This window comes from Brevundimonas sp. BR2-1, from assembly GCF_037626195.1.
GTDB lineage: Bacteria > Pseudomonadota > Alphaproteobacteria > Caulobacterales > Caulobacteraceae > Brevundimonas.
The window spans coordinates 1,859,580-1,874,837 of the sequence record NZ_JARKMV010000001.1 but is presented as its reverse complement, the minus strand read 5'-3'; the positions used below and the strand labels follow the sequence as shown (position 1 = coordinate 1,874,837).

Annotated in this window: 17 protein-coding genes; 7 read left to right on the top strand and 10 right to left on the bottom strand. The window is 69.3% G+C overall.

Translation table 11 applies throughout. The annotated features are described in order from the left end of the window. Positions 1-73 precede the first annotated feature (73 nt). Positions 74-1,105, top strand: coding sequence for a 2'-deoxycytidine 5'-triphosphate deaminase (locus tag BrevBR_RS09410; RefSeq protein ID WP_340000724.1), 1,032 nt, complete (start codon positions 74-76; stop codon positions 1,103-1,105). 4 nt (positions 1,106-1,109) lie between these two features. On the opposite strand, the gene BrevBR_RS09405 is transcribed toward BrevBR_RS09410, so the two are convergent. Together BrevBR_RS09405 and BrevBR_RS09400 are read right to left on the bottom strand one after the other, a co-directional pair. Further along, complete coding sequence (locus BrevBR_RS09405) at positions 1,110-2,393, bottom strand: MFS transporter (RefSeq protein ID WP_340000722.1); 1,284 nt, start codon at positions 2,391-2,393, stop codon at positions 1,110-1,112. After that, positions 2,390-2,860 (bottom strand): cupin domain-containing protein, encoded by a 471-nt coding sequence (locus BrevBR_RS09400; RefSeq protein WP_332640643.1) that lies wholly within the window; start codon positions 2,858-2,860, stop codon positions 2,390-2,392. The genes BrevBR_RS09405 and BrevBR_RS09400 overlap by 4 nt, the downstream gene beginning before the upstream one ends. Before the next feature lie 48 nt (positions 2,861-2,908). Here BrevBR_RS09400 and dapE point away from each other — a divergent pair, with 48 nt between their 5' ends. After that, positions 2,909-4,069 (top strand): succinyl-diaminopimelate desuccinylase, encoded by a 1,161-nt coding sequence (dapE, locus tag BrevBR_RS09395; RefSeq protein ID WP_332640642.1) that lies wholly within the window; start codon positions 2,909-2,911, stop codon positions 4,067-4,069. Here the strand turns inward: dapE and BrevBR_RS09390 are convergent. Then, positions 4,066-4,203, bottom strand: coding sequence for a hypothetical protein (locus BrevBR_RS09390; RefSeq protein ID WP_332640641.1), 138 nt, complete (start codon positions 4,201-4,203; stop codon positions 4,066-4,068). The genes dapE and BrevBR_RS09390 overlap by 4 nt on opposite strands. Before the next feature lie 89 nt (positions 4,204-4,292). Then, the gene (locus tag BrevBR_RS09385; protein WP_340000721.1) at positions 4,293-5,615 is read right to left on the bottom strand and encodes an amidohydrolase; all 1,323 of its coding nucleotides are present in this window, start codon (positions 5,613-5,615) and stop codon (positions 4,293-4,295) included. 83 nt (positions 5,616-5,698) lie between these two features. Between BrevBR_RS09385 and BrevBR_RS09380 the strand changes: the two genes are divergently transcribed. Genes BrevBR_RS09380 through BrevBR_RS09370 form a run of 3 tightly spaced genes read left to right on the top strand, consistent with a single transcriptional unit; the run spans position 5,699 to position 7,832 of the window. Next, positions 5,699-6,043: a hypothetical protein gene (locus BrevBR_RS09380; protein WP_340000720.1), complete on the top strand. Its 345-nt coding sequence runs from the start codon at positions 5,699-5,701 to the stop codon at positions 6,041-6,043. A gap of 9 nt (positions 6,044-6,052) precedes the next feature. Then, positions 6,053-7,354, top strand: a complete 1,302-nt coding sequence (locus BrevBR_RS09375; protein WP_332640637.1) for an MFS transporter — start codon at positions 6,053-6,055, stop codon at positions 7,352-7,354. A 43-nt stretch (positions 7,355-7,397) separates the two neighbouring features. Then, positions 7,398-7,832 carry an SRPBCC domain-containing protein gene (locus BrevBR_RS09370; protein WP_332640636.1) on the top strand — a complete coding sequence of 145 codons (435 nt, stop codon included), beginning with the start codon at positions 7,398-7,400 and terminating at the stop codon, positions 7,830-7,832. A gap of 3 nt (positions 7,833-7,835) precedes the next feature. On the opposite strand, the gene BrevBR_RS09365 is transcribed toward BrevBR_RS09370, so the two are convergent. From BrevBR_RS09365 to nepR, 5 genes are all read right to left on the bottom strand, one after another. Continuing rightward, positions 7,836-9,500 (bottom strand): MFS transporter, encoded by a 1,665-nt coding sequence (locus tag BrevBR_RS09365; RefSeq protein ID WP_340000719.1) that lies wholly within the window; start codon positions 9,498-9,500, stop codon positions 7,836-7,838. Between the two features lie 175 nt (positions 9,501-9,675). Next, a complete protein-coding gene (locus BrevBR_RS09360; protein ID WP_332640634.1) occupies positions 9,676-9,813 on the bottom strand; it encodes an entericidin EcnA/B family protein in 138 nt (45 codons plus the stop codon). A 41-nt stretch (positions 9,814-9,854) separates the two neighbouring features. Continuing rightward, positions 9,855-11,546, bottom strand: coding sequence for a sensor histidine kinase PhyK (phyK, locus tag BrevBR_RS09355; RefSeq protein ID WP_340000718.1), 1,692 nt, complete (start codon positions 11,544-11,546; stop codon positions 9,855-9,857). Between the two features lie 97 nt (positions 11,547-11,643). Continuing rightward, positions 11,644-12,255: a sigma-70 family RNA polymerase sigma factor gene (locus tag BrevBR_RS09350; RefSeq protein ID WP_056615750.1), complete on the bottom strand. Its 612-nt coding sequence runs from the start codon at positions 12,253-12,255 to the stop codon at positions 11,644-11,646. Then, entirely contained in the window at positions 12,252-12,452 is a 201-nt protein-coding gene (gene nepR / locus BrevBR_RS09345; protein WP_332640676.1) for an anti-sigma T factor NepR, read from the bottom strand. The genes BrevBR_RS09350 and nepR overlap by 4 nt, the downstream gene beginning before the upstream one ends. A 195-nt stretch (positions 12,453-12,647) precedes the next feature. On the opposite strand from nepR, the gene phyR reads away from it, so the two are divergent. Beyond that, positions 12,648-13,445, top strand: coding sequence for an anti-anti sigma factor/receiver protein PhyR (gene phyR / locus BrevBR_RS09340; protein WP_332640631.1), 798 nt, complete (start codon positions 12,648-12,650; stop codon positions 13,443-13,445). Positions 13,446-13,508: 63 nt separating this feature from the next. On the opposite strand, the gene BrevBR_RS09335 is transcribed toward phyR, so the two are convergent. Next, positions 13,509-13,868 (bottom strand): hypothetical protein, encoded by a 360-nt coding sequence (locus BrevBR_RS09335; protein ID WP_332640630.1) that lies wholly within the window; start codon positions 13,866-13,868, stop codon positions 13,509-13,511. 357 nt (positions 13,869-14,225) lie between these two features. Between BrevBR_RS09335 and BrevBR_RS09330 the strand changes: the two genes are divergently transcribed. Then, positions 14,226-15,248, top strand: coding sequence for an NADP-dependent oxidoreductase (locus tag BrevBR_RS09330; protein WP_340000717.1), 1,023 nt, complete (start codon positions 14,226-14,228; stop codon positions 15,246-15,248). Positions 15,249-15,258 lie beyond the last annotated feature (10 nt).

The following is a 15,258-nucleotide window of genomic DNA, read 5'->3' as shown; positions in this document are numbered from 1 at the left end:
CTCGCTCGCGTCAAGCGGCGCCGTGTATCGCTCGGGAGGGGAGACGCGGCGAAAAATCGTGTAAGCCGAAGGCATGCAGACCTTCGAATCCACGACCCCCGGCATCCTGCCCTGCCAGTCCATCGAGGCCCTGATCGCCGGCGGGGCGATCGCTTCGGACACTCCTTTCGACGCCGATCAGGTGCAGCCGGCCAGTCTGGACCTGCGGCTGTCCGACGAGGCGTGGCGGGTGCGCGCCTCCTTCCTGCCCGGCCAGCGCACGGTCGAGGACCGGATCGCCGACGTGGCCATGCACCGGATCGACCTGTCGGCGGGCGTGGTGCTGGAGCGCGGCTGCGTCTACATCGCCCGGCTTCAGGAGCGGCTCAGCCTGCCGAAAGGCCTGATCGCACGCGCCAATCCCAAGAGCTCGACCGGCCGGGTCGACGTCTTCGTCCGCCTTCTGACGGACCGCGGCGTCAGCTTCGACGACGTGGCCGAGGGCTATGAGGGCGCCCTGTATCTGGAGATCTCGCCCCAGACCTTCCCCATTCTCGTCCGTCCGGGCACCCGGCTGAACCAGCTGCGCCTCAAGGCCGGCGAGCCGCCCAAGCTGGAGACCCGCAGCGTCGGCGTCGAACTCCAGGGCGGCGACGGGGCCGTGGTCGGCTTCCGCGGCCGGCGCCATGCGGGCGTGATCGATCTCGACAACATCGACGGCCACGATCCGCGCGACTTCTGGGAGCCCCTGACCCTGCGCCGCGGCGAACTGCTGCTGGATCCGGGCGAGTTCTACATCCTGGCGTCAAGCGACGACGTCGAGATCCCGGTCGACCAGGCCGCCGAGATGACGCCCATCGATCCGTCGGTTGGCGAGTTCCGGGTGCACTACGCCGGCTTCTTCGATCCGGGCTTCGGCACCGACGAGGCGCACGGCGCCGGGTCCAAGGGCGTGCTCGAGGTGCGGACCCACGACACCCCCTTCCTGCTGGAGCATGGGCAGATCGTCGCGCGGCTGGTCTATGAGCCGCTGACGGAGCGCCCGACCCGCCTCTATGGCGAGGGCGGCAGCCACTACCAGCGGCAGGGGCTGAAGCTGTCGAAACATTTCCGGCCGTGGGGCTGAGGCCCTAGTCCAGCCGGTCTGCCTTTCGCAGGTCGGGGAACCACCGCGCCCAGAGGCCGGTCGCCGTCAGCGCCCCGATCCCGCCGAACACCGCCGCATAGATCGGGCCGAGCAAACGCACCGCCACCCCCGACCAGGCCTCGCCCAGTTCGTTCGAGGCGCCGATGAACAGCATGGACACCGAGCTGACCCGGCCGCGCATATGGTCGGGCGTCGACAGCTGGATCAGGGTCTGGCGGATGTTGACGCTGATCATGTCGGCCGCCCCGCCGATGAACAGGGCCGCGCCGGACAGCCAGACCGCCTTCGACAGGCCGAAGGTCAGGGTGCACAGGCCGAACACGGCGACGGCGGCGAACATCCACCGGCCGCCGTGTTTCACGATGGGGAAGCGGCTCAGATACAGGGCCATCAGCAGCGCCCCCGCGCCGAACGACGCCCGCAGCAGGCCGAAGCCCTCGGGTCCCACATGCAGGATGTCGCGCGCGAAGATCGGCGTCAGCAGGGCGACCCCGGCCAGCAGCACCACGATCAGGTCCAGCGAGATGGCGCCCAGAACGATCTTCGTGTTCCAGACATAGGCCAGCCCCTCCTTCACCTGGGCGACGGCCGATATCCGGGTCGGCGACGGGGCCGGTTTTCCGCTGGTGCGGATCAGCAGCAGGCTGCCGATGCCGACGGCGAACATCGCCAGCGCCGAGGCATAGGCGTACGGCACCGATATGCCGACGATGACCCCGCCCAGCGCCGGGCCCGCGATGGCTCCCGTCTGGAAGGCGATCGACTGGGCCGCGATGGCCGGCGGCAGGGCGCGGCGGCCGACCACCATCGGCAGGAAGGCCTGGCTGGCCGGGGCGAGGAAGGCGCGCGCGGCGCCGAAGACGGCGGCCACCGCCAGCAGGCCCCAGAGCGGCGGATGGCCGTGGACGGCCATGGCGAGGAAGGCCATGGCGCAGCCTGCCTCGACGATGACCGAGATGGTGACGGTGTTCTTGCGGTCGCGCCGGTCGGCCATGGCCCCGGCCGGCAGGGTCAGGGCCAACAGCGGCAGGAACTGGCACAGGCCGACCAGTCCCAGATACAGGCTGGCCTCGGCGATCGGATGGTCCCGGCGCGCGATCTCATAGACCTGCCACAGCAGGGCGGAGGACTGGATCTGGATGCCGAGCACCGCCGCCACCCTTCCGACCCACAGCAGGCGGAAGTCGCGGACGGCCCAGGGACTGGACGGCTCTCCGGGCGGCGGCGTGGGCTGGACCGGTTCGGTCGTCTCGATGGTTTCGGTCACGTGCGCCGATCTTGTTTGGGGTAGGGCGCGCCGTCGCGGTGAAAATAGCCGCCGCCGCGGAAGACCATGTCGATGTCGGAATAGGCGCCGGCGTCCCCGCCCGGCGTGCGCGTCCCGACCTCGAGCAACACCGCCTCGGCGCCGGAGCGGTTCTGCAGCATATGGCCGTTCGGCACGCCGGCCTTCCAGCCCGCGCAGTCGCCGGCGCGCAGCACTGTCTCGCCGTCATCCTCGACCAGCACCACCTCGCCTTCCAGCACCCAGACGAACTCATCCTCGCCCTCGTGCCAGTGCCGCTGGCTGGACCAGGCGCCCGCCGGAAGGCGCAGCAGATTGACGCCGAACTGATCCAGGCCGACCGCATCGCCCAGCCGCCAGCGGCGGCGCGGCTTGCACGGGCCCGCGAATTCCTCGGGATAGGCCGTGCCGTGTCCCGTCGGCGCACTGTCGATGTCGATCTTCGGCATGGGGAGAAGCCTTCTCGCAATCGTTGGAACCCCGTAAAGCACAGCCTTATGAGCGTCGCATCAACTCCCGTTATCGATCCTGTCGACCTGACCCGCGACCTGATCCGCCGACCGTCGGTCACGCCCGCGGACGAGGGCGCGATGGACGTGCTTGAGCGCGCCCTGACCGGTCTCGGCTTCCACTGCCGCCGGATGAAATTCGAGAATATCGAGAATCTGTACGCCCGGCGGGGGACCGTTTCGCCCAACCTCTGCTTCGCCGGCCATACCGATGTGGTGCCGACCGGATCGGAACAGGCGTGGTCCTCCGGCCCGTTCGAGGCCGAGGTGAAGGACGGCGTCCTCTACGGCCGCGGCGCGGTCGACATGAAGGGCGGCATCGCGGCCTGGGTCGCGGCGGTGTCGCGGATTCTGGCCGAGGGCGAGGTCGCCGGCAGTCTGTCCTTCCTGATCACCGGCGACGAGGAAGGCCCGGCCCTGCACGGCACGAAACGGGTGGTCGAAACCCTGATGGCCGAGGGCGAGGTCATCGACGCCTGCGTCGTCGGCGAGCCGTCCTCGCAGCACGCGCTGGGCGACATGATCAAGATCGGGCGGCGCGGCTCGCTGAACAGCTGGATCACCGTCCACGGCAAACAGGGGCACGTCGCCTATCCCGGCCGGGCCGCCAATCCGGCGCCGGTCATGGCGCGGCTGCTGGCCCGGCTGGCCGACCACCGGCTGGATGACGGCTACGAGGGGTTCCAGCCCTCGAACCTCGAGATCACCACCATCGACATCGGCAATCCGGCGACCAACATCATTCCGGCCGAGGCGAAGGCGCGGCTGAATATCCGTTTCAACCCGACCCACACCGGCGACGACCTGATCGCCTGGCTGAACGCCATGGCGGGCGAGGCCCAGGCGGCGTCCGGCCTGCGCATCGAGCTGGAGCATCTGTGCTCGGGCAACGCCTTCCTGACCGAACGGGGCCGCTTCGTCGACGGGGTGCAGGATGCGGTCGAGGCGGCGACCGGACGGCGGCCCGAGGCCTCAACCACCGGCGGCACCTCGGACGCCCGTTTCATCCGGGCCATGTGCCCCGTTCTGGAGCTGGGCCTGGTCGGCCAGACCATGCACCAGATCGACGAACGCGCGCCCGTCGCCGAGATCGAGGCGCTGGCCGAAGTCTACCGCCGCGTGATCGGGACGTTTTTCGAGCGGGCCTAGATCAGCAGGTCCAGCCCCAGCAGGGCGGCGCCGAACATGGCCCCGAAGGCGACCAGAAAGTAGAAGATTTCCCGCAGCGGCCCGCCGCGCCGCTGGAGCCGCATCGGCGGCAGCTGGACCGGCAATTCCCTCACCACAGCCTCCTTGAAGGACGGCGAAGCATGCGCCGTCGTCCTTGCCGGGGGGTTTCGAAACGTGGTTGCCGGTCCGCCCCCCCGGGGGCTCAGGGCGCGGGCCGCTCCAGGAACCGCAGGGCGCTGAGCACATGGGTCTTCACCCCCAGCGGCAGGATCGATTCATTGACGTCGAAACCCGGGGAATGGTTGGGCGGCGAGGTGGTCGGATCGACCCCGTCCTTCGACCCGCCGAGGTGATAGAAGACGCCCGGCACCACCTGCGACAGATAGCTGAAATCCTCGGCCACCGTGGTCGGCGGGCTGGCCGCATTGACGTTGCCCGCGCCGGCCGCCTCGGTCAGCACCGGGGCCAGCCAGGCCGACAGTTCCTCGTTGTTGTAGACCAGGGCCGCGTTCTGGCGGACCGAGAACTCGGCCGTGGCGCCAAAGGTTTCGGCGACATTGTCGATGGCCACGCCGGCGCGCCGGACCAGATCGTCGCGCTGGGCGATGTCGAAGGTGCGCAGGGTGCCCGACAGTTTCGCCTCATCCGGAATGATGTTGTAGCGGACGCCCGCGTCGACCGTCGCGATTGTGAAGACGGTGGGTGTCGTGGTCGGGTCGATGGTGCGCGCCGTCAGAGTGTTGATCGTCTGGACGATCTGGGCCGCCACGGCGATGACGTCGACGCCCTTCCACGGCCAGGCGCCGTGAGTCTGGCGGCCGTGCAGGACGATATCGATCCGGTCCGACGCCGCCATGAATCCCTGCGGCCGGTAGAAGACCGTGCCGGGTCGGCCGGGCACCACATGCAGTCCGAAGATGGCGTCGGGGCGGGGATTCTCCAGCGCCCCGTCCTCGATCATCAGGGCCGCCCCGCCCTTGGGCTCTCCGGGAGGCGCGCCTTCCTCGGCGGGCTGGAAGATGAAGACGACCGTTCCGGCGATGTCGGCCCTCATCCCGGCCAGCACCTCGGCGGCGCCCATCAGCATGGCGATGTGGGCGTCGTGGCCGCAGGCGTGGGCCACTGGCACGGCGGCGCCCATGTAGGTTCCGGTCGCGGTCGAGGCGAACGGAAGCCCCGTCGCCTCCAAGACCGGCAAGGCGTCCATGTCGGTGCGCAGGGCCACCGTGCGGCCCGGCCGCCCGCCCCGCAGCACGCCGACGACCCCGGTCTTGCCGACGCCCGTGCGGACCTCCAGCCCCAGCGCGCGAAGATGTTCGGCGACAAGGGCCGCGGTTCTGGTTTCGGCGAAGCCCAGCTCGGGATGGGCGTGGATGTCGCGCCGCCAGGCCACGACCCGGGGCGTTTCGGCCGCCACCGCCGCCTCGATCCGCCCGAGTGGGATCGGCGCTGTCTGGGCATGGGCCAGTCCGGCGGACAGGACCAGCGCCAGGCTGGAGGCGGCGAACAGGCGGCGGATGGTCATGGGCGTCCCCGATGGCTTGAGCGCCGCAAGGTGCGCAAAGCCGCCGCCCTTGCGCAAGGGCGCGACGCAGGCAAACTGGCGCCATGGCCATCAAGACCGCAAAGACCCAGTGGCGCGACGTGGTGCTGGTCTGCCGCAAATGTTCGAAGCGGCTGAAGGACAAGGGCTTCGGCCCCGACGGCGACAGGACGCTGAAAAAGGCCCTGCGCAAATATCTGAAAGCCGGAAAGGGCAAGAAGGCCGAGCTTATCGTCAAGGAGACCAGCTGTTTCGACGTCTGTCCGAAGAATGCGGTCATCGCCGTCAATGCGGCCAATCCCAAGGCCCTGCTGATCGTGCCGGCGGGCGCCGATCTGTTCGAGGTCAAGGCGCGGCTGGGACTGGACGACGGGCGGCGGCTGAAGCCCTCGCTCAAACTGGTTGAATAGGCCGGCCCGGTGAACCTCCGCTCGCCCGCCTTCGCCATCCTGTTCGCCGTCAGTCTGATCGCGGCGGCGGGCAATATGGCGCTGCAGTCGGTGTTGCCCGCCATCGGACGCGAGTTCCGCCTGTCCGACACCCTGGTCGCCGGGGCCTTCGCCATCTCGGCCCTGATGTGGACCATCGCCTCGCCGTTCTGGGCGCGGCTGTCCGACACCCTGGGCCGCAAGCGGGTCATACTGATCGGACTGGGCGGGTTCGTCGTTTCCATGACCGGCTTCGGCCTGGCCGCCACCTCGGGACTGGAGAAGTGGCTCGGCGCGGGGCTGGCCTTCGCCCTGATGGCGGTTGCGCGCACCATCTATGGCGTGTTCGGCTCGGCCGCGCCGATCGCGTCGCAGGCCTATGTGGCGGACCGCACGACGCCCGAACAGCGCACCCCGGCCATGTCGCTGCTGGCCTCGGCCCAGGGGCTGGGCACGGTGATCGGGCCCGCCCTGGCGCCCTTCTTCGTCCTGCCGCTGGTGGGGCTGGCCGGCCCGATGTACGCCTTCGCCCTCTTCGGCGCGGTCGTGCTGTTCATCGTCTGGCGCCGGCTGCCCAGCGGCGAGGTGGTGCGCGTTCCCTCGCCCAGCGGCCACCGCGACGTCACCGCCAAGGGGCTGTGGCGGGACCGGCGCGTGCGCGACTATCTGCTGTACGGCCTGCTGGTCACCGGGGCCCAGGCGGTGAATATCTCGGTGCTGGGCTTCCACATCATTGACGAGCTGGGCGCGACGGGCATGGCCGCGCGCGCCGCCCAGCCCTTCATCGGCATCGCCATGCTCGCCGGGGCCGCCGCCACCCTCATGGCGCAGTGGGGGCTGATCCCGCTGCTGAAGCTGCAGCCGCGCGACCTGATGCGCTGGGGGGCGGGCATGGCGCTGCTGGGCAATCTGATGAGCATCGCGGCCCCGGGCTACTACGGCGTGGTGGTCGGCTACGCCGTGGTGTCGATGGGCGTGGGCTTCGCCCGGCCGGGCTTCACCGCCGGTTCGTCCCTGTCGGTGCGGCCGCACGAACAGGGCGCGATCGCCGGGCTGATGATGTCGCTGGCGGGCCTCAGCTTCCTCGCGCCGCCGGTGATCGGCGTGGCCCTCTACGAACTGGCGGAGCCCGGGCCCTTCATCGCCAACGCCGTTCTGCTGGCGGCCGCCACGGCCCTGTGCTTCGTCAGCGCCGGGCTGCGCGCCGGACCGCCCGACCTTCCCGACCGCGACGAAACCCCGTCGTCCGACACGCCGCCCGCCTCGCAGCCCGGCCCCGAGGGCAACCGCTGAAGGCGGCCTTTTCTCCGTCCGAAAGCCGTGGCAGAGCGGGACCATGGAAACCGCCCGTATCGAACGCCGCATCGGCGTGCGCGCCACCCCGGAGCAGATCTGGGCCCTGATCGCCGATCTGTCGTACTGGGACCGCTGGAACCCGATCGAGAAGGGGCTGGAGGGAACCATCGCCTTCGGGGCCGGCGTCTCCCTGACCGAGACGATCGAAGGCCTGCCCGAGCGGCGGGCCGCGGCCCGCGTCAGCGAGTGGGAGCCGTATTCCCAGCTGGTCTGGACCGAGAACCGCGGCCTGTGGTTCCGCTCGACGCGCTATTTCGAGATCCAGCGGCTGGACGAGCCCAACGCGTGCATCGTCTCCAACGGCTTCATCTTCTCGGGCCTGCGCGGCGAGATGTTCTTCGACAAACACCGCGCCCCTCTGCGCCACGCCGTCGACGCCGTCGCCGAGGCCATCAAGGCCGCGGCCGAGGCCTGACGGTCAGCGCCCGATCGTATCCAGGTCCCGCCCCCGGGTCTCGGGCAGCCATAGCAGGCTGACGATCACCGCCACGACGGTGAAGGCGACCGAATACCACAGGCCGGAATAGATGTTCCCCGACGCCGCCACCAGGGCGAAGCTGGCGGCGGGCAGCAGCCCTCCGACCCAGCCTGTGCCGATGTTGTAGGGCAGGCTCATCGCCGTATAGCGCACCCGGGTCGGGAACAGCTCGACCAAGGCCGCCGCCTGCGGCCCGTACAGGGCGGTGGCCGCGACCATGAAGATCATCAGGATGGCGAAGACCAGCGGCAGGTTGATCCGCGCCGGGTCGGCCCCGGCCGGATAGCCGGCCTCGACCAGCGCCGCCCTGATGCGGGTCTCGACGTCGGCGCGGGCCGCCTTCAGCTCGGCCGGCGCCATGCCTCCGCCCTCGACCGAGGCCACCTCGGTCGCGCCGATACGCACCGTGGCGACCGAGCCCGCGATCGCCCCGGCGTTGCCGTAGGACACGCCGGCGTTCGACAGCACGCTCTTGGCGATGTCGCAGGAGCTGGCGAAGGCCGCCTTGCCGATGGGGTCGAACTGCAGGGCGCAGGTCGCCGGGTCCGCGATCACTGTCACCGGGGACGAGGCCTGGGCCTCGGCCAGCGCCGGATTGGCGGCGCGGGTCAGGGCGTGGAAGCCGGGGAAGAAGGCGACCAGGGCCAGGATCATGCCGAACAGCATCACCGGCTTGCGCCCCAGCCGGTCGGACAGCCAGCCGAAGAAGACGTACAGCCCCGCCGAGGCCACGGTCACCGCCAGCACCAGCTGATCGACGGTGTTGGTGTCGACCTTCAGCACCCGCTCCATGAAGAAGCGGGTGTAGAAATAGCCGCAGTACCAGACCGCGCCCTGGGCGATCATGATGCCGAACAGGGCGATCAGGACGAACCGGCCGTTCCTCCACTGGAAGAAGGCTTCCTTGTAGGGGGCGCGGTGATCGGTGTCGGACGCCTCGGCCTCCATGCGCTGGTAGGCGGGGCTCTCGTTCAGCTTCAGCCGGATCCACAGCGACACCGCCAGGAGCAGGGCGGACAGGAGGAAGGGAATACGCCAGCCCCATTCGTCGAACGCCCCGGCGCCGACGATCTGGCGGGTGATCAGGATCACGGACAGCGCCCCGATCAGTCCGAAGGCGGCCGTGGTCTGGATCCAGCCCGTCATCAGACCGCGCTTTTTCGGGGGCGAATGCTCGGCCACATAGATGGCCGCCCCGCCGTACTCGCCGCCCAGGGCGAAGCCCTGCAGCATTCGCATGATCAGCAGCAGGATCGGCGCGGCCAGTCCGATCTGGCCGTAGTCGGGCAGCAGGCCGATGGCCACGGTCGCCAGACCCATCAGGGTGATGGTGACAAGGAAGGTGGTCTTGCGTCCCGTGCGGTCGCCGAACCAGCCGAACACCAGCGCGCCCAGCGGCCGGACCACGAAGCCCAGGCCGAAGGTCAGAAGGGCCATGATGTAGGCGACCGTCTCGCCGGCGTCGGCGAAGAAATGCCGCGCGATGATGGTGGTCAGGGAGCCGAAGACGAAGAAGTCGTACCATTCGAACGCGGTCCCCGCCGCCGAGGCGGTGACCACAGTCTTCAGGCCGGGTCCAGCCCGGGTCTCCGCCGCATCCGTCATCGATCGATCGCTCCCCGCGTGTCGGTCCGGCGTCTCTGCGGACGCCTGCGCCGTGATGCTAGCGGGCGGGACGGGGCCCACACAAGCGAAAGCCCGTCAGCGGGGGGATGCTGACGGGCCTTCTTCAACCGATCCGCGTGTCGGGGGGGAAGCGCGGTCGGGATCGGGGGAAACCCTAGTTCTTGGCGTCTTCCGCGGCCGTGGTCACGGCGTCGCCGGCGGCCGAGGCGTCGCGGCCGACGCCCGAAACGGTGTTGCAGGCCGCGGTCGTCAGGGCGGCGGCGGCGGCGAACAGGACAAACAGTTTGCGCATGGGATGAACTCCGTGAGGCCGGGGAGGCGGCGTCTGCGGGATCAACGTTGCGGGTTGGCCGAGGTTCCAAGATCGGCCGGATCCGTGGGCACGACGGCCTCGGGCGTGGCGAAGGTCAGGCGCGCGATCGTGCCTCCCCCGGGGGCCGGAACCATCTCGACCTCGCCCCTCAGCTGTTTGGCGAAGGCCCCCATCAGGGTGCGCCCCACGCCGGCGCGGAAGGTCTCGCTGACCCCCGGCCCGTCGTCCTGAACCTCGAGCACGCTCTTGTCGCCGCGCACATGGAAGCGGACCCTCAGGTCCCCCCCGCGGCCGGCGAAGGCGTGCTTCTGGGCGTTGGTCACGGCCTCGACCAGCCACAGGGCCAGCGGCGCCAGCTTGTCGGGATCGACCACCAGCGAATCCGCCTCGACCGACGACGTCACCACAATTCCGCGGCCCGCCTCGCTGGCCACCAGCTGGCCGACCAGTTCGGTCAGGAAGATGCGCGCGTCGGCGTAGCGCAGGTCATCGCTCTGGTAGAGGGTGCGGTAGATCAGGGCCAGGGCCGAGATCCGCTGGCGGGTGTCGCCCACGGCCGCCTTGGACGCGGGATCGGTCAGGGCCCGCTGCTGCATCGACAGCAGCGAGGAGATGATCTGCAGATTGTTCTTCACCCGATGATGGATCTCGCGCATCAGCGCGTCCTTCTCCGCCAGCGAGGCGGTCAGGGCGGCGTCGCGGGTGACGATGGATTCGGCCAGTTCGTCCAGGGTCCGGGCCAGAACCCGGATTTCCGCGGGCGCGTTCATCGCCTGCAGCGGACGGATGTTGAACCGCCCCCGGGCGTAGATGGCGGCGATCCGCTCCAGATAGTTCAGCCAGCGGATGACGATCCGCTCGCTGACCAGCATCACGGCGCTGAAGGCGATGAACCAGGCCAGCAGCGGCATGAGCAGGGCCCCGACCGGATTCAGCCGGGCCCAGGACAGCAGCCCGGGCGCCGGCGCGGAGAGCAGGGCGTAGACGTCGCGTCCGGCCAGGGCGGCGCCGGCGTAGACGCGGTGGCGCCCCCGGGCGTCATCCGCCTCGAAGATCGCCGAAGCGCCCGAGCGCGCGCGGCCGACCCAGCCGGTCAGGCTTTGACCCCCGGACAGGACGAAGGCGTCGGCCTCGGTCGCCGTCAGCAGCCGCCCGTCGCCATCGGTCAGCGCCGCCTGCGACCCCTCCGGCAGGGCGGGATCGTCGACGTCGGGCTGGAGGCTGCTCAGGGGCAGCAGCGCCACCATGGCGCCGTCGAAGGCGCCCAGCGGTCGCTCCAGCCGGATGGCGACGATCAGGCCGGGCGAACGTCCGGCGATGGTCGGCGCGCGGGCCAGGACCATGCTCTCGCCGGCCTTCAGCCGCAGGAACCACGGACTGACGGGCGCCTGGGCCAGCCAGACGGGCGAGGCCCGGCTGAGGCCGCGCGAGGCGCAGACCGTCGTCCCGGTGGCGGTCAGCCGCGCCAGTCCGTCCAGATCCTCGAGCCGTTCGACGAGGTCTGTCAGGCGGGGCTCGCAGAACACCTCCAACGCCTCGGGGCGCAGGGCCTGGAGCAGCACGCCGGTGCTGTCGAGATGGGATTTGGCGTTGGCCGCGGTGCGTTCGGCGGCCAGCTGAAGGTCGGATCGCCGCTCGATATCCTGCGCCCGGAAGGCCGACTGGGTCTGGAAGGCGCCCAGCACCAGAATGGGCAGCAGGGCGACCGCCATGGCCCATCCGAGACGGAAGCGGATGCCGTGAAACTGCGGCGGGCCCAGACTCCGGCCTACCCGTTTGGCCAGTCCTTTCCCGATCCGGACCACCCGGTCAGTCCTGCCGGACGCTGCTCAGGCGATCGGCGGCGGCCAGGATGGAGCGCATGGCGTCGCCCGCGGCGCGTCCGTCACGGGCGTAACCACCGCGTTCAAGCGTGGCCTGAAGGGCCTTGCGGGCGCGGGAGACGCGGCTCTTCACCGTGCCGACCGCGCACTGGCAGATTTCGGCCGCCTCTTCATAGGCGAAGCCGCCGGCGCCGACGAGGATCAACGCCTCGCGCTGTTCTTCCGGCAGCGTCGCCAGGGCCAGACGCAGTTCGTCCAGAGCCACCGGCGATTCCGGATCGTCGACGGCGACCAGGGTGCGTTCGGCCGCTTCCTGGTCCAGCTGCGACTGGCGCCACGACCGGCGCTTCTCGGAGTAGAACTGGTTGCGCAGGATCATGAAGGTCCAGGCCTTCATATTGGTGCCCATCTGATAGCTGGCGCGGGCGTCCCACGCCTTCATCATGGCGTCCTGCGCCAGATCGTCGGCGGCGGTCGGATCGCCGGTCAGCGTGCGGGCGAAGGCGCGCAGATGCGGAATCAGCGCGACCAGCTCCCGCTTGAAAGCATCGTCGTCGGCTGAAGGAGGCTTGGGCGGCGGGTTGGTCGCACCGCTCATTTGTTGCTCCCGCCCGACGAACGCTCGTCGGCGCGCCGCAGTATGTCCAGGAACTCGTCCGGAACCTGCTCGTTCACGATCTCATCGAACATGTGGCGCAGCTTGACGCCGATCGCCTGCTGACGAAGTCGAGCTTCCTCCAGACTTGCGCCGCCCTTGGGCGGGCCCTTGCCCGGAGGGTTGGAATTATCTGTCATTGAAAAAACGGCCGCCACCCTGACGAAAGACTTGTTGCAGGCCCAAACGCCACTTCGCGCGCCCGGTTCCTGGGTTACCGAGGATTAATGCTCAAGCTTCTTATCCCGAACTGGAACCGTGGCGTATTTGATACGTTGAGCGAAGCTGTTGAGGGTTCCAGATTGGACGGAACCATTGTCGGGGATTTTTATACGATGAGCCTGCTGGCCCGCCTTGCGCCGCACCTGCCCTATGTCCGCCGCTACGCGCGGGCGCTGACCGGCGATCAGACCACCGGGGACAACTATGTCCGCGTCGCTCTCGAGGCGCTCGCCGCCGGCGAACGCCAGCTGCCCGCCGACATGACCCCGCGTGTCGCCCTGTATCACGTGTTCCACGCCATCTGGACCACCACGGGCGCCCAGCTGGAAGACAAGAGCGGGCTTGAAAGCCGCAACGACGACGCCTCGCGCCGTCTGATGCGCATCGCCCCGCGCTCGCGTCAGGCCTTCCTTTTGACCGCGCTGGAAGGGTTCACCCCCTCCGAAGCCGCCCAGATCCTCGACGCCGACGCCTTCGACGTCGAACGGCTGATCTCGGAAGCCCAGTCGGACATCGACGCCGAACTGGCCACCGACGTCCTGATCATCGAGGACGAGGCCATCATCTCGGCCGATATCGAAAGCCTGGTGAAGGAACTGGGCCACCGCGTCACCGGCACCGCCACCACCCATGACGAGGCCGTCGACGCCGTCGCCCGCCACCGTCCGGGCCTGGTGCTGGCCGACATCCAGCTGGCCGACGGCTCGTCCGGCATCGACGCCGTCAAGGACATCCTCAAGCGGATCGACGTGCCGGTGATCTTCATCACCGCCTTCCCCGAACGTCTGCTGACGGGCGAGCGGCCCGAGCCGACCTTCCTGATCACCAAACCCTTCCAGCCGGAAACGGTGAAGGCGGCCATCAGTCAGGCGCTGTTCTTCCACCCGTCGCGCCAGAAGGCGGCGGCGTAGGCTTCTTCCCCCGACAAAGGAAAAGCCCCGGTCGCAGGACCGGGGCTTTTTTGTCGTCTACCGCTAGTTGGCGGTGGTCGACGGCGCCGTCGGCGCATTGACGTTGGGCGTTTCGCCCGTCGGCGGATTGGTCGGCTGGCCGCCGGCTGCGGTGGGAGCGTCAGCGGTCGGCGGCGTGGCCGCGTCGTCATTGAACGCCTGGACGTCGACCGCCTGCTGGCCGCTGTTGGCGTTGGTGTTGGCGAAACCGCCCTGGCTGACGAACCACATCCCAAGCAAAAGGACGGCGACCGCGGCGAGGGAAACGATCAGCAAGGTCAGGATGCGCACGCCGCCACGGCCGCCGCGTACGTACTGGGCTTCGACCGGACGGCCTTCATGGACGGCGTCGGCGGCCTTGTCGTGGGGGGATTCGTGGGTCATGGCGCGGCTCCGTCGAGGCGTGGGTCAGCCTGAGGAACGCGCCGGCCAGCGTGGCCGTTCCGGACCTCGCCGCTGAGGGGAAAAAATCATCGACCGGCCGGAACCGAAGCGCACAGCCTCCGTTATCAGACTGCGGAGGCGGCGACGCCCCCCCGACTTGAGACTGGCCACAGCCAGTCTGTCGCCTCCGCGCCTCATTCTCGATGATGCGACTTCAGGCGGACCGGAAACGGTCCGCCTTTTTCTTTGCCTGGTTGGGCGGACCGGAAACGATCCGGCTTTTTCTTTGCACCGGCTGGACAGTCGGCCCGGCTTGCTGACTATGCGCGGGTCCAGAAAGAAAACCCGGAGATCGTCATGGCTCGCATCAATCGTCAGTGGGTGCTGCGTCAGCGGCCCAAAGGCCTGATCCAGCCCGGCGATCTGGAGCTGGTCGAGTCGCCGGTCCCGGCGCTGAACGAATCGCAGATCCTGGTCCGCACCGTCTATCTGTCTCTGGACCCGACCAACCGCACCTGGATGAACGACGCCGAGGGCTATCTGCCCCCGGTGCCGATCGGCGGGGTGATGCGCGGCCTGACCCTGGGCGTGGTCGAGGAAAGCCGCTCGAGCCGCTTCCGGGCCGGCGATGTGGTCACGCCGCTGTCGGGCGGCTGGTCCGACTACGCCGTCGTCAACGAGATGGAGCTTCGCCCGGTTCATCGCGCGCCCGGCATGCCCCTGACCGCCAATCTCAGCGTCCTGGGCATGACCGGCATGACCGCCTATTTCGGCGTCACCGACGTGTTGAAGGCCCAGGCCGGCGAGACCCTGGTCATCTCCGCCGCCGCCGGCGCCGTCGGCTCGATCGCGGGCCAGGTGGCGAAGGCGCGCGGCTGCCGCGTCATCGGCATCGCGGGCGGACCCGACAAATGCCGCTGGCTGACCGAAGAGCTCGGGTTCGACGCCGCCGTCGACTACAAGAACGAGGACGTCGGGGAGGCGCTGGACCGCCTGGCCCCGGACGGGATCGACCTGAATTTCGAAAACGTCGGCGGCGACATCATGATCGCGGTCTTCAACCGGCTGAAGACCCACGGCCGGATGGCCGTCTGCGGTCTGATCTCGGCCTATAACGCGACGAAGATGCCGCCCGCGCCGAATTTCGGCCGGATCATCACCCACCGCCTGAACATCCAGGGCTTCCTGGTCCTCGACTACGCCCACCGCGGGCGCGAGATGGTCGCCGAGATGGGTCCGTGGCTGGCCGACGGCACCGTGAAGTGGAAGGTCCACGTCGACGACGGACTGGAGGGCGCGCTGGATTCGCTGAACCGCTTGTTCACCGGCGACCATGACGGCAAGCTGCTGGTTCGCGTATCCGAAGAACCGGCCGGCTGACGGGACCTGA